Origin of the sequence: Leptospira levettii (assembly GCF_002812085.1) — a bacterium.
GTDB lineage: Bacteria > Spirochaetota > Leptospiria > Leptospirales > Leptospiraceae > Leptospira_A > Leptospira_A levettii.
In genome coordinates this window covers 746,684-760,271 of sequence record NZ_NPDM01000002.1, presented here as the reverse complement: position 1 = coordinate 760,271, position 13,588 = coordinate 746,684, and the positions used below count along the sequence as shown (strand labels likewise).

General features: G+C 36.4%; 15 protein-coding genes. 12 read left to right on the top strand and 3 right to left on the bottom strand.

The window, feature by feature from the left end; translation table 11 throughout:
* From CH354_RS18400 to CH354_RS11215, 3 genes are all read left to right on the top strand, one after another.
* Positions 1-386 (top strand): helix-turn-helix domain-containing protein (locus tag CH354_RS18400; RefSeq protein WP_207764240.1); only part of this gene is annotated, 386 nt, incomplete at its 5' end.
* Between the two features lie 103 nt (positions 387-489).
* Positions 490-873: a DoxX family protein gene (locus tag CH354_RS11220; protein ID WP_100729070.1), complete on the top strand. Its 384-nt coding sequence runs from the start codon at positions 490-492 to the stop codon at positions 871-873.
* Positions 861-1,379 (top strand): hypothetical protein, encoded by a 519-nt coding sequence (locus CH354_RS11215; protein WP_100729069.1) that lies wholly within the window; start codon positions 861-863, stop codon positions 1,377-1,379. The genes CH354_RS11220 and CH354_RS11215 overlap by 13 nt, the downstream gene beginning before the upstream one ends.
* Positions 1,380-1,481: 102 nt before the next feature.
* Here CH354_RS11215 and CH354_RS11210 read toward each other — a convergent pair whose 3' ends face one another.
* On the bottom strand, positions 1,482-1,961 hold the full coding sequence (locus CH354_RS11210; RefSeq protein WP_100729073.1) for a YHS domain-containing (seleno)protein: 480 nt from the start codon (positions 1,959-1,961) through the stop codon (positions 1,482-1,484).
* A 395-nt stretch (positions 1,962-2,356) separates the two neighbouring features.
* On the opposite strand from CH354_RS11210, the gene CH354_RS11205 reads away from it, so the two are divergent.
* Together CH354_RS11205 and CH354_RS11200 are read left to right on the top strand one after the other, a co-directional pair.
* Positions 2,357-3,679 (top strand): LA_0442/LA_0875 N-terminal domain-containing protein, encoded by a 1,323-nt coding sequence (locus CH354_RS11205; RefSeq protein WP_100728975.1) that lies wholly within the window; start codon positions 2,357-2,359, stop codon positions 3,677-3,679.
* Between the two features lie 130 nt (positions 3,680-3,809).
* Positions 3,810-4,757 carry a DUF1554 domain-containing protein gene (locus CH354_RS11200; protein WP_100728976.1) on the top strand — a complete coding sequence of 316 codons (948 nt, stop codon included), beginning with the start codon at positions 3,810-3,812 and terminating at the stop codon, positions 4,755-4,757.
* Positions 4,758-4,821: 64 nt separating this feature from the next.
* Here the strand turns inward: CH354_RS11200 and CH354_RS11195 are convergent, their stop codons facing one another.
* Positions 4,822-5,709 carry a LysR family transcriptional regulator gene (locus tag CH354_RS11195; protein WP_100766467.1) on the bottom strand — a complete coding sequence of 296 codons (888 nt, stop codon included), beginning with the start codon at positions 5,707-5,709 and terminating at the stop codon, positions 4,822-4,824.
* 93 nt (positions 5,710-5,802) lie between these two features.
* Here CH354_RS11195 and leuC point away from each other — a divergent pair, with 93 nt between their 5' ends.
* The 5 genes from leuC to CH354_RS11165 all read left to right on the top strand — a co-directional run bounded on the left by leuC (position 5,803) and on the right by CH354_RS11165 (position 9,856).
* Positions 5,803-7,206, top strand: coding sequence for a 3-isopropylmalate dehydratase large subunit (gene leuC, locus CH354_RS11190; RefSeq protein ID WP_100728978.1), 1,404 nt, complete (start codon positions 5,803-5,805; stop codon positions 7,204-7,206).
* Positions 7,203-7,829: a 3-isopropylmalate dehydratase small subunit gene (leuD, locus tag CH354_RS11185; protein WP_100728979.1), complete on the top strand. Its 627-nt coding sequence runs from the start codon at positions 7,203-7,205 to the stop codon at positions 7,827-7,829. The genes leuC and leuD overlap by 4 nt, the downstream gene beginning before the upstream one ends.
* A 453-nt stretch (positions 7,830-8,282) precedes the next feature.
* Complete coding sequence (locus CH354_RS11175; protein ID WP_100728980.1) at positions 8,283-8,987, top strand: glutathione S-transferase family protein; 705 nt, start codon at positions 8,283-8,285, stop codon at positions 8,985-8,987.
* A 41-nt stretch (positions 8,988-9,028) separates the two neighbouring features.
* On the top strand, positions 9,029-9,376 hold the full coding sequence (locus CH354_RS11170) for an ArsR/SmtB family transcription factor (protein WP_100726489.1): 348 nt from the start codon (positions 9,029-9,031) through the stop codon (positions 9,374-9,376).
* A 9-nt stretch (positions 9,377-9,385) separates the two neighbouring features.
* Positions 9,386-9,856 carry an SRPBCC family protein gene (locus CH354_RS11165; RefSeq protein WP_100728981.1) on the top strand — a complete coding sequence of 157 codons (471 nt, stop codon included), beginning with the start codon at positions 9,386-9,388 and terminating at the stop codon, positions 9,854-9,856.
* 59 nt (positions 9,857-9,915) lie between these two features.
* Here CH354_RS11165 and CH354_RS11160 read toward each other — a convergent pair whose 3' ends face one another.
* Positions 9,916-11,022: a GGDEF domain-containing protein gene (locus CH354_RS11160; RefSeq protein ID WP_207764239.1), complete on the bottom strand. Its 1,107-nt coding sequence runs from the start codon at positions 11,020-11,022 to the stop codon at positions 9,916-9,918.
* Positions 11,023-11,350: 328 nt separating this feature from the next.
* Here CH354_RS11160 and CH354_RS11155 point away from each other — a divergent pair, with 328 nt between their 5' ends.
* Positions 11,351-12,616 carry an NHL repeat-containing protein gene (locus tag CH354_RS11155; protein WP_243396044.1) on the top strand — a complete coding sequence of 422 codons (1,266 nt, stop codon included), beginning with the start codon at positions 11,351-11,353 and terminating at the stop codon, positions 12,614-12,616.
* Positions 12,617-12,682: 66 nt separating this feature from the next.
* Positions 12,683-13,573, top strand: a complete 891-nt coding sequence (locus CH354_RS11150) for an LBF_1199 family protein (RefSeq protein WP_100729018.1) — start codon at positions 12,683-12,685, stop codon at positions 13,571-13,573.
* The last annotated feature ends 15 nt before the right edge of the window (positions 13,574-13,588 follow it).

Sequence of the window (13,588 nt, the reverse complement as noted above, 5' to 3'; positions counted from 1 at the left end):
TACTAATCATACGATTAACCAGAATTGGACGAAATCATATTGTAGGAATACAAAGTGATTATCAAAGTATTGAAACCATTCGTAAGTTTAATTTACTAGTAGAACAGAATTTTAGGAAATGCAAACAAATCTCTGAATACGCTTTTATGTTAAATATATCTTCTAAAAAATTGTCTGAATTGTTTCGTTATGCAAAATTAGATCCTCCGCTTCAAATAATTCACCAAAGGACTATTTTAGAAGCAAAACGTATGCTTTTATTCACTCTTAAATCAGTAAACGAAATTTCGGAGGAGTTAGGGTTTGAAGATTCCAGTCATTTTAGTAAATTATTCAAAAAAATCACAGGGAAATCTCCTACCGCGTTTCGAATCAGGAAAAATTGACATAAAATATTCCAGTTTGTCCATTGCATTTGTGAATCAAATTGATATACTCTACCAAAGTATAAATTGCAATTTAAACCTAAACCAGGAATGCATTTGTAAGATGAAAATATCTTGGATTAAGAATATAGTGAAATTGGCAGTAGGAGTCATTTTTTTACAAACTTTATTTTTTAAATTTAGTGGAGCAGAAGAATCTGTTTATATTTTTTCTAAACTTGGTGTTGAGCCATGGGGAAGAATTGGAACTGGATTTGTTGAACTAATTATCGTATTGATGTTATTAATTCCTCGAATTGTTTGGTTAGGTGCAACGCTTGGTTTGTTTGCAATGTTGGGAGCTATTTTAGCTCATTTTTTTAGCATTGGAATTGAAGTATCACAAGGCAATGGATTGTTATTTTGTCTTGCAATCATTAATTTTATAGGCTGTTCTTTCCTTATATATAACGAACGTGAAATGATGTGGAAAATTTGGGAACAGTAGAAGAAAAAGTTACGATTCTTGTCGAAGAAACTCGACTCATTACAAATTCAATTTCAGAGTTAATCCAGCAATTCTCTCAAAAAGAATTTTCTATGCCCCTTTCTATTTTGAACTATGGAAGTATTTCGCAGCACATACGTCATATTCTAGAATTTTATCAGGAATTTAATTTTGGTATAAAACATGGAGAAATCGATTTTGATCAAAGAAAAAGGTCAAAGCAGTTAGAAGAAAACCCTGAATTTGCTCTTGAATTAATACGTTTAATCCAAAAAGAATTGTTTGAAGGATTTGTCGACATCCCAATTGCGATACGAGTTTCCACTCATGATAAAAACGTAAGACCATTACTTGCGAGTACAAGCTTACGTGAACTCGCTTATTGTAATGAACATGCAGTTCATCATTTAGCCATAATAAAAATTGCACTTTTAACCTCTTTTCCAAATATCATTGTGGGTGATGGATTTGGAATCGCTTACTCTACTCAGCAGGTGAATCGATAACCTTCATCTTTTGAATGATTCGAATGGATGATGGACTAGAATCTTGTTTTCTATTTTATTATGGAAAATTTTATAAATTTATTACCTACTAACTAAGTATTGTTATTTCATTACCATATTCCAATTTGCGTTTGCTTTAGGAATTAATTCTTTTTCGTTTTCATTCCACGGTATTAAAGTATCACCCAAAATTCCATTATAGAATAAATTGATTTTTCCATTGATAATTTTATACCTCATTGGATCCACTTCAACCTTATCTCCGTTTTCTCCCATTGCAAAGGCACACCAACCACCATATTCGGGTTCAAATTTTTCTGGATTTTTCTCAAATTTCTTTCTGTTTTCGATGGATGTAAAATGATAAATGATTCCCTTGTATTCGAAGCTAAGTTCACTTTTCCCTTTCGTAGGTTTGTCAGAGAAATATGAAACTGGATCATATCCATCGAGTGCGACGCCATGATGATTTAAGCGGAAGTGCTTTTTTCTGAGTTCGTTCGATGTACTTCCAGTCTGAGCATGATTGGTTATGAAACTAAAGAATAGGAAAGTGAAAACGAAAAGTGTTAGTGACTTCATACCATACAAATTTATCATAAGAGACCAAAATTTGAATGGCGAATTTGCTTTTTTTTCTGTCAATTTTTCAAAATTAAAGGTCTGTGATGATTTTCGAAGTTTAGCTCTTGTGAAAGTGATTGTTTACTCACTCTTTGTGGTTTTGATAGGAACTTTCCCTAAATTCCAGCCATTATTTTTCGGAAATCTGCATAGCCAAGTATTTTGATTTTAGTTGGTTTTGGATCTTTCGAAAACGTAAGTTATGGTATTTTTAACATAAGGAAGAACTCGAGTTGATTCAATTGGCTATATAATTTTACTTTAAAATTGTTCTCAGATTTCTTGAATCGAATTGCAGTATTCCCGTTTATGTGTTATCATATAAGGACGTTAGGAATCCGTTTGCCCACTTTATGAAACAATATTTACTTTTGCTATTTACCATTCTTCTTTTTGCCAATCTTTCCCTTCGTAGTGAAACCATTCTTTTTAAGTCAGGAGAAAAAATAGAAGGTTCTGTTTTAGCCCAAGATAAGGATTCAGTGACGATTAAGCTGGCAGACGGAAATACAAAAGTGTATCCAAAGACGTCGATCCAAAAAGTTTTATATGGGCGTAAAACAGATACTGCGGCTCTCAAAAAAGAACCTCAACCTTCAGAGAAAGAAAAAAAACTGAGAGAAGAAAAGGAACTTGCTGAAAAACAAAAACAGGAAGCAGAAGAACTCAAGGCCAAAGAAGATAAACTCAAAAAAAGAGAAGAACAACTTTCAAATGCAAAACGCCATTATCTAGAAGGTTCCTTAGGAGTCGGAAGTGGAGAGAACCAGATGGAACTCCGTCCTTTCTTCCAAACCATTCAATTCGCAGGACTTCTGTTTGGAGGTGGACAAACCGAGTTACAAACTACACCTTACAAAACCAAAAATCACAGTTTTACACCTCGATTGTTTTATGCGTGGAATCGATTTACGTTTGAAATTCGCGGGACAGAAGCGAATGGAAATTATAATGTAAGTGGATTCCAAACTCTGGCTTTCGGTGGAGGCGGCGGTTCTTCTACTAGTACAGAGCGAACATCGAATGCATTATTTGGACATGGTGATACAAAGTTTCAAAAAGTATCCTCTCGGATTGGATTTACTCCTTACCCACACCCTTTCTTTGACTTTCAAATTGTAGCAGGTGTGGAACGTATTTGGACTAGATCCAATCACGAAGTGGATAGTATTGGTGCTTTCACAAGTACTGGCGTGAATCCTAATCGTATTAGTTACCGTGAATCAAGTCATTCACTCAAAGGGTATAGTGTTGGGATTGGTTATGAATGGAAATTTTGGGATCGATTCACACTGCAAGGTCAGATTTTACATTTGGATATGCAAGGACCTTCCTCATTTCAAAATAATGAGTTTAGTTTTGATGCGTCGCCATTTAAATACCGACCATTTGGGTTGGACTACCAATGGAAATCTACTGGAACAGAAGTGAATGTAAAATTTTCCACAAAGATCAAAGGTGATGTTAGTTTCTTTTTGGAAGCAAGTAATATGGTCTTAAAAAATAAATTGGGATCAGGTTATATTTCAGAAAACGATGGAGGTGGGGGGAATTCTGACCCTTCTCAAATTTTAGTGAAAGTATATGTTCCACAAATTCTCATCCCCATGTTATTGGATTCAAAGACAATCCTTACCTATGTTCAAGTTGGTGCAAATTATCGATTTAATTTTTAAACGAGACGTAAGGATATAAGCATAATTTACTACAAATCGAATACAGTTCCTTTTGAATAAAATCCAATCCTATGCAATAATTTATTGCATAGAATTGAGAAATCAAAAATCATTTCCAATAGGCTTCAAAATGAATCCCAAGAGGCAAAGATTTTTACTTCTCGTCTTCCAATTTTCTTTATTGATTCTAATTTTAAAAGATTGTAAGCCATTAGAAAATAACAATCTTTGTGATCCAAATTCAGATACCTTTAAAGAAGTACAAATTTCGAAAATCCTTACTAAGGATAACTCTCCTCTTTGTGGGAAAGATTATATTTCAAACATCATCCCTTATTCAGTTACTGGATCAATAACAGGATTGAATAGTTCTGGATTAAAACTTTCTCTCAATGGAATTGTTACTTTACCAGTTGAGAGTGGCAGTAAAAATTTTTATTTTTTGAACTTACTCACCAGCGGATCTTCGTATACAGTAAAGGTCTCAAGCCAACCTGCCGGTTTTTTATGTACGGTCACCAATGGTGATGGCATCGTTAAAAATTCTGATGTAAATTCGGTTTCCGTTACTTGTGCTCCCACATGTAATCCTTGTAATTTGTTCCTAACGATTGCTGGATACCCTCCAAACCCAGGAAGTGCAAAGAATTTTGATACTTCGTGTATGGCTGATGGGAATTATCCTGGAACTGGAAATTATAAGGCGATGGTAGTTGATGGGGTAACGAGAAACGCATCGAACACTGCCAATGTAGGTGATGGACAAATCGATTGGGTATTTGCACCGAATCGGACATATCGCCAATCAGAAGGAATTATTAGTACAACGAATTCGGCGGGATTATTCGTAACTGCCTTGTCAGTGAGATTCTCCGTCAATTCAAAGTATTGGACTGGATTAAATACCAATTGGACAACAAATACAAGTAATACTTGTGACTTGTGGCGAAGTGCAACTGGATCCTTTACGGGAGTGATGGGGCAAGGAAATTCTACATTGATTGCTGATATTACAGCTGGTTGGACACCTGATCCTTGTAATTTAAGTAATCAGCAGTTAATCTGTGTGGAACAATAATCCTTTTTTTGAATTTGCTTCGCATACTCTTTGTTAGATATTCTATAAAGTTTCATTTGATCACTTACTCCCGTTCCAATTTCCATTTTTCAGCAGATTTAAGTATTTCTTCTGCTAGGTAAGCAAGTGTTGGTCCCGATTTTTTGCGATAACAGAGATAAAATTTTCGTTCGGTGTTCCAGTCTTGGAAATTAATTTTTTTCAATTTGGAGTTAATTGAATATTCAGATAAAAATCCAATCCCGAGTCCTGCTTCTAATGATTGAATCACAGATTCCACACTCCTAAGTTCCATGGCGATGTTTGGACCAAAATCTTTTGAAAACGATTTAATTTTTTTTTCGACAGCTTTTCTCAGGGCTGATCCTGGGTGGAAACATACAAAAGGTTGTTTTTTTATATCCTCAATTTTGATTTTTGTTTTTTGAAAGATCGGATGGTCTTTTGCGGCAACAGGATAGATTTTGTCAGATAAAAATTCCAATACATTCAAACTCGGTTCAGAAATAGGTCCTGTTAAGATACCAAGATCAACTTCGCCCTTTAATACTGCGTTCTTTGTTTCAGAAGCATCTCCTTCTCGAACAGAAAGAGAAAGCCCAGGTCTTTTTTTTAAAATATCTTTTAGGATTTGAGGTAAGATCCAAGCGGATACTGTTCCACCTGCTGAAATAGAAAAGTTACCTTTTAATTCATTTTCTTTTGAAAACGCATTTTGGATTTCTTCCCACAACTCTTTCATCCTAACTGAATATTGATAAAACCTTTCCCCTTCATGTGTGAGTCGAACCGACCTTCCTCCTCTTTCCAATACAGTGATCCCCAATTCCTTTTCAAGAAGGAACATTTGTTTGGAGAGTGCTGGTTGTGTTAATCCCAATCGACTTGCTGCTTTTTGAAATGTTCCTGATTCTGCGATTTCTAGAAAGTAAGTAATCTGTCTGAATTCCATAATTATCATATAACTTATAGTTATAGAATTTATAAAACCAATTTATTTGCATTATGCTGATAATTTTGATATCGTATTTACCAAGAGGAAAATATGGCACAAACTCTATACGACAAAATTTGGGAAAACCATCGGATCATAGAAAGTTCTGATTCTGAAACAATATTATACGTGGATAGGCATATCCTTCACGAGGTGACATCCGCCCAAGCATTTGAAGGGTTAAGAACTAAAAATCGGAATGTAAGAAGGAAAGATCTTTGTTTTGGAGTTGTGGATCACAATGTTTCCACAAGAGATCGAAAAAACAGAGATGCTGCAGGTCCAGTCTCACGTTTGCAAATTGATACAATGGAGAAAAACTGCAAAGAGTTTGGAATTCAATTGTATGGTCCAGAGGATCCCAATCAAGGGATTGTTCACGTTGTTGGTCCAGAGATAGGTTTTACAATCCCAGGTTCAGTCATTGTATGCGGGGATTCTCACACAGCAACCCATGGTGCTTTTGGAGCCTTAGCATTTGGAATTGGTACAAGTGAAGTGGAACATGTTCTCGCGACACAAACCTTAAAACAGACAAAAACCAAATCAATGTTAGTTCGATTTATTGGAAGACCAGGATTTGGGATTACGGCAAAAGATATTATCCTTGCACTCATTGCAAAAATTGGAACATCCGGAGGAAGAGGATACACGATAGAATATTCAGGAGAATGGATTGAATCATTGTCTATGGAAGCTCGGATGACTTTATGTAATATGAGTATCGAAGCTGGTGCTCGGGCGAGTCTGATTGCACCAGACAAGATTACATTTGAATATTTAAGAGATAAAAAACTTATTCCTAAAGGGGAAAGTTTTTTAAAAGCAGTCGAATATTGGAAAACATTTTTTTCAGATGTCGACGCAATTTTTGACCAAGAGATTGAGTTGGATATTTCGAAAATTGAACCACAAGTCACTTGGGGGACAAATCCATCACAGACTTTACCTATCAGTGCGGTCATTCCAAATCCTGAAGAGATAGAAGATAACAAGAAAAAAGAATCTGCAAAAAATGCTTTGGTGTATATGGATTTAAAACCTGGAACTCCCATTTCTGAAATTAACATCGATAAGGTGTTTATTGGATCTTGTACGAATGGTAGAATTGAAGACTTACGATCTGCTGCTGAAGTGGCGATGGGGAAAAAAGTTCATCCGAGTGTACAAGCTCTTGTGGTCCCTGGATCTCGTGGAGTCAAACGCCAAGCAGAACGAGAAGGTTTGGACAAAATCTTTTTAGAAGCAGGATTTGAATGGAGAGAACCTGGTTGTTCCTTATGCCTTGCCATGAATGACGATGTTTTACAACCAGGAGAAAGATGTGCCTCTACTTCTAATCGAAACTTTGAAGGAAGGCAAGGAAGAGGAGGTAGGACACATTTAGTGAGTCCTTCAATGGCAGCTGCAGCAGCAATCACTGGAAAGTTAACAGATGTAAGGAGATTCGCATGAAAACAAATCATTGGACTATCCATTCAGGTGTGGTTGTATCCATTCCAAGAGAGGACATTGACACAGACCAAATCCTTCCTAAACAATTTATGAAGTTAATCGATAAAAATGGTTTTGGAAATCATTTATTCCACGATTGGCGGTATTTAGATTTTGAAGGAAAGGTGTTGAATCCAGAATTTGTTTTGAACCAAGAGGGATATTCACATGCAAGTATTCTCATTGCCGGAAAAAATTTTGGATGTGGTTCGAGTCGGGAACATGCACCTTGGGCACTCGCCGATTTTGGATTCAAAGTGATTATTGCTCCCTCTTTTGCAGATATATTTTCGATCAATGCTGCCAAAAATGGAATCGCACTCGTTCGATTGCCAGAAGGAGATATTCAAACTTTACAAGAATGGGTTTCCAAACAAGGAGTTGTAGAGATCCAAATTGATTTAGAAAGATTGGAAGTGAAAACTTTAGAACATACCTTTCCATTCCAATTGGATTCCGCATCCGTCAATCGGATCCGCAATGGTTGGGACGACATCGATATCACTTTGAAACATACAAATGAGATTCTGGAATTTGAAACAAGACAAAGGATGGAACGATCATTTTTAGAAGTGTGTTGGTGAATTCATTCTTCTATATAGGAATTGAGTTACAAGAGACTACCATGCGAGAAGGATAGAAAGGGCGCGACAGCGGTCGCATTTTGCGACCGAAGCCCTGGATAGCCTGACCCCGATCAACGAATCGTCACAAGAAACACGAAACCAATGCAGTTTGAAGGACCGTGCTCGGGGCTCGCCCGGAAGAAGAGGCTTGTTATGAGACATAATGTTGCTGTGAATCTAAAATCCCCCTCCCGAGTTAGGGTGGAGGGGAGTGGCTCGTGGGCAGGTGGCGCTTCCCCCTTTATCACACCCACCTCATTTGCAAAGAAAGAACCCAGTGGCTAACATTTTTTTGCTAGAATGTTCATGTTTTTGTTCCCCAAGGTGGGAATGTGTGGGAAAAGATGAATACTTACCCAAATAGATAACTATTTGGATTGCCAGGCGGGTTTGATTTGAAAAGTTAGCCAAATGGATAACAATAGCTCTAAAAACCTGCTCCTTTACTACCACCTGCTCGCTTCCTTTTGCCACAAGGTCCTCATTGCAATGTATGAAAATGGAACGGAATTCAAACCAAGGTTCGTAGACCTATCCGAGGAAGAATCGAGATCAGAATTATTTGCCTATTGGCCTGTCGGGAAAATTCCATTATTACGGGATCGGATGCAGAATCAAATCATCCCTGAAACAAGTGTCATCATTGAATACATTTGCGAATACTATCCAGGGACAGCCAATTTACTACCATCTGAACCACAAAAAGCCATTGAAGTCAGGCTTTGGGACCGATTTTTTGATTTGTACATCAGTGATTCTGTTCAAAAAATTGTTTTGGATCGCATTCGACTTGAAGGACAAAAAGATCCATTTGGTGTGGAACGAGCATATGAACGTTTGTCTGTCGCCTATGGTATGTTAGAAAAACAATTGGATGCAAAAAAATATATTGTTTCCGATACTTTTACCATGGCAGATTGTGCTGCAGTACCTGCTTTGTTTTATGCAGATACTCTTTTGAGTTTTCAAAAGGATTACCCAAAGCTAACCAATTATTTTGAAAGATTGTTAGAAAAAAGTTCCGTAAAGCGGACATTAGACGAAGCAGAACCTTTTTTCCATATGTATCCATTTTTTGATCAAATTCCAAAAAGATTTTTGAAAGAAAAAAAGTAAGGACTTTATTTCTGGTTTTTAGACACTGAATTGATTCCATTATGAAACTGACCGATCCTGGACTAGACCAAATTTTTCATGCACTCGCTGATCCGAGTCGTTTGCAAATGGTAGAACGATTGAGTTTGGGCTCTGCTTCCGTTAAGGAATTAGCTGAACCATTGGATATGGCGTTACCTTCAGTATTAAAACATTTAAAAGTTTTAGAAAATGGTGGATTAGTGCATTCCAATAAATCAGGCAGAGTTCGAACATACGAATTAAATTTTTCTAAATTGAGTGGCATCAATGCATGGTTAGATGAAAGGAAGTCTGCTTGGAATCGTAGTTTTGATCGATTGAGCCAATTTTTAATTGAAACGTCAGAAGAAAACTCGGATGGAGTATAAAAAAACCAAATGGTAGTCAACAATACATCTTTTACGATTGAAAGAATTTTACCTGCTTCAAGAGAAAAAGTTTTTGCAGCTTGGGCAAACCCAGAGTCAAAACGTAGATGGTTTTCATGTCATGATGATTGGAAAACTGTAGAGTTCAGTATGGATTTTAAAGTGGGTGGAAAAGAATCTAATTTAGTCATCACACCTTCTGGAAATAGACATGTTTTTGATGCTACTTATTATGATATCATTCCAAATGAAAGAATTGTGTATGCATTTGGTATGTATATGAATGATATCCGAATTTCCGTTTCTTTGGTTACTGTCATTTTTGATACGTTAATAGAGGGTAGAACGAAAATGTCATTTACCGAACAAATTGTACTCTTGGGAAAAGTTTCCGATGAAGGAGTCCAAAAAATCGAAATTGAAGGTAGAATCGAAGGGACAAATGCTGGTTTTGACAGACTCGTTAAAGAATTTTCGTAATGTTTAATACCAGTTCTGTTGTTACCAATTTATAAAATCCACTCTATCTGATGAGGTGATCAAAGATTTTTCTCAGAATAAACTTGGTTTCTACCTTTTCGTTTTGCTTCGTATAAATATTCATCTGCAAGATTGATGGCAGATTCTGGATTCGTATTTTGGTCCCTAAGGATGGAGATCCCTACACTAGTAGAACATTGGAGTTCCTTACCTTTCATCGGTATCTTTAAGGAATGGAATGTGCTTCTGATTTTTTCAGCGGTGGCAATGGCTCCATCCAAATCGGTATTGGGTAATAACACCAAAAATTCTTCGCCACCCCATCTCGCAGGAAAGTCTTGTTTTCGTAAGGACGTTTTTAAGACACTTGCAAATTCAATGAGTACTAAGTCTCCGATTTCATGTCCATATGTATCATTGATGGATTTGAAGAGATCTAAATCAAACAAAAGGAATGCAATGGGATAGGGTGATGTGCTACGGTGTTGCCTTGCCATTTCAATTTCTAAATTGGAAAAAAAAGATCTCCGATTTGAAATTCCTGTTAGTGGATCGGTCATCGCAATTGCTAATAATTTTTCGTTCACATCCGTTAATGAAGAGAACAACTTTGAAACGATTTGATTTACTATGAATGCACTTCCACCAAGTAATAACGACGAAATAAAGATACTGAGTAATGTAGGTTTTACAGGTGGCATTAAGATATTTACGAGTGGTATAACATCATAGTACACAAAAAAACCCATTGCACTAAATAACACAGTTGCTAAAAAGGCATTGTAAACGCCATAATTTCGATCAAGAGACATACTGCTAAGGGCAATTGAGCCAAGGTAACCTAGTATAAAAAAAGAAGTGATATGCCCTGTACCATAAGCAAGGACAGTGAGCCATATCAAATCGAAAGTTGCTGGAACGTAACCACTCCACCAAACATCTTTTTCTACTAAGATGTCGAAGTGGATGAGTAAAAACCAAATCACTGAAAAAACTAAATGTACTGAACCAATCGCAACAATCCAAGGTAATTGGAAGTGGTAAAAAACCAATACCATGACAAGGGTATAGATACACCTCGCTATATTTGCTGTTTGGAATTTTTCGGATCCAGAGTTTGTTTGGGAACTCACTCTAAGGTTTAAATGTTCTGTGTTCGATTTCATTGAGGATTGGTTCTATCTATAAATGATTGTGTATACTAGGGACAAGTCCTGAGAAAAAGGAAGGGAATCAAAAAAGGTAAGGGACTTCACCATGACGACGTCTCAAATAAATTGTCTTTTTGCTCTACGTCAATGAAATTAAATTCGTATGGAACTTGGTTATTTCTTTTTGTCTGACTCTACATACGAAACACCGATTTCATTTTATCTTTCAGATCTTCATTTGTATTCTGAAAAAAACTTGAGACAGTTCCTTAATGGCAAGAAATTTCTTTCATTTGACAAATTAACGATCTAGGTTGGAATCATTCTATCTAGAGGGTTTGGATTGGAAATTCGAGGAAACCAATATTATAAATACGTAATTCTCCTTGTATCGTTACTGATCCTGAATTGCCAACTCCCAAAACTTGGGAATGGTTGTGATCCTAACTCAGAATCCTTCCGCGATTTTTATCTAGCACGGATCCTTACTGATGATGACCGAGAGTTTTGTGGTTCACGAGCTCCCAATAAATCAATCTGTGATATGGACCCACTTTCCATCATCCAACCTCGACGTTGGAAGTATGTGGCGGAAGAACTTAAAAAACAAGCTGCATTAGGTACTGACGGAGTGAGTTTTCAAACATTCACCCAACCGGAAACTGGTTTAGCAAAATGGCTTGGTGGTGTTCTCTCGAACCAAGAGTTGGTGTATTCTCTTCCTTACAATCGTTCCGATCTTCTCGTCATTGATCCAACACAAAATTCCTCTAGCAATGTGAATACAACATCGACTGGATCGGCACAATGGGAAGGGGGAGTTCTCGCACCAAATGGTAAAATTTATGGAATTCCAAGGGATGCAAACCAAATCCTTGTTTTTAATCCACTCACAAATCAAAGTTATTTTTTAAATTCCCCACTAACAGGTGTTGGTAAGTGGCGTGGTGGTGTGCTTGCTCCGAACGGTCTCATTTATGGAATTCCCAATTCGGCAAATCAAATTTTAGTCATAGACCCACAAACTGATTTGATTCGAACGATTCCTTCTCCTGTGTCATTATCAAATATGTGGGAAGGGGGAGTGCTTGCTCCCAATGGAAAAATTTATGCATTCCCTGTTGATATCGATTCTATTTTTGTATTGGATCCTTATTCGGAAAGAACGTATACAATCCCATCACCTAAAACTGGGTTAGGAAAGTGGAGGCATTCGGTTGTTACATCTGATGGTATGTTAGTTGGTATTCCCTCCAACGATTCAGATTTTATCTTTTTAGACCCTTCTAACGATTCCGTATCTTTACGTGTTTCTCCAGTCGGAGGGACAGGAAAATGGAGGGGTGGAATTTTTTCTGCAGATGGTAGGATAATCGCAATTCCTGCTGATATCACAGATATACTTGCGATAGATCCTGTCAGTTTTGCTTATACAACACATAATACTGGTATTGGAAGTGGAAATAAATGGGGAGATGGTGTTTTAACACCTAACGGAAAGATAGTGGCTGTGCCACATACGTATGATTCAATCCTAACGATTAATACTGGTTCTAGAGGAAAAATTTGTAAAAATCTTCTCCTTAGTTCGTATTGGAATGTATATTAATATACTAAAAAAAAGAACGATCTAAATTTCAATTGACTTTGTTCTTTTTTCACACTATGAATAGTCATGCGATGGAAGGCCTCTCAATTTTGGAAAAACGCATCGCCAAATGAGCTTTTATCATTTTTTTCCTCCATTGATAAAGGGGAAGATCTTAAATCATTAGCAGAACACATGTTATCAGATCCTGAGTTCTGTGACTTAGTATTTGAATATTTATGGCTGTTACGCACAGAGGATGCAACAAAACAATTCTTAAACGATCCCAACATAACTCCAGAACTATTGATGAGATTTATTTATTTTGGATATGGAAAACAGTTTTTATTGGATCATTTTGATTCGAATGCATATTTTTTGCAAATTCGAGGTATGTTTGATTCTGCTCAAAGTTTAAGAATTTTATCTCTTGGTGAAGAGATGGATCGTGATCCCACTTTAAAAATTCATCTACTTTCCAATTTGGATCCTCAAACATGGGAAGCATACTTTGATCTCTTGGAAGAAAAAAATATGACAATGCAAACCTTGCTTGGTATATTTTCAAACTTAAGAGAAAACGAAATACGCAAAATATTATTAAACAGTCATACTTTGTATTATTACTTAAGAATGATGATGGTTTCTGGAAATCAAAAACATGAGGAAATCAGTGAAAAGGAAATTGAAAACAGAAAACGACTTGAAACCATATTAAGTTCCATTCATGTTTGGGAAACTTTTTGTCAGGAAATAAAAGATAAGTATGATTTGCAAAAAGAAATCAATTTAACTCCCAAGGAAAGAAATTCCAATCGTATGTCTCTCGTCTTAAAAGAACTCACTAAAATACCAACTGCAGAACGAAACGATGTATTGGTGTATTTAAAGGGTAATGGTGTTGTCCTTGATTCATGGGAAGAAACAACATTACAATCAGCTCTATTAAATTATGATCGAGTGGGAAAATATTTTTAATCTCTTCCGTAAGCA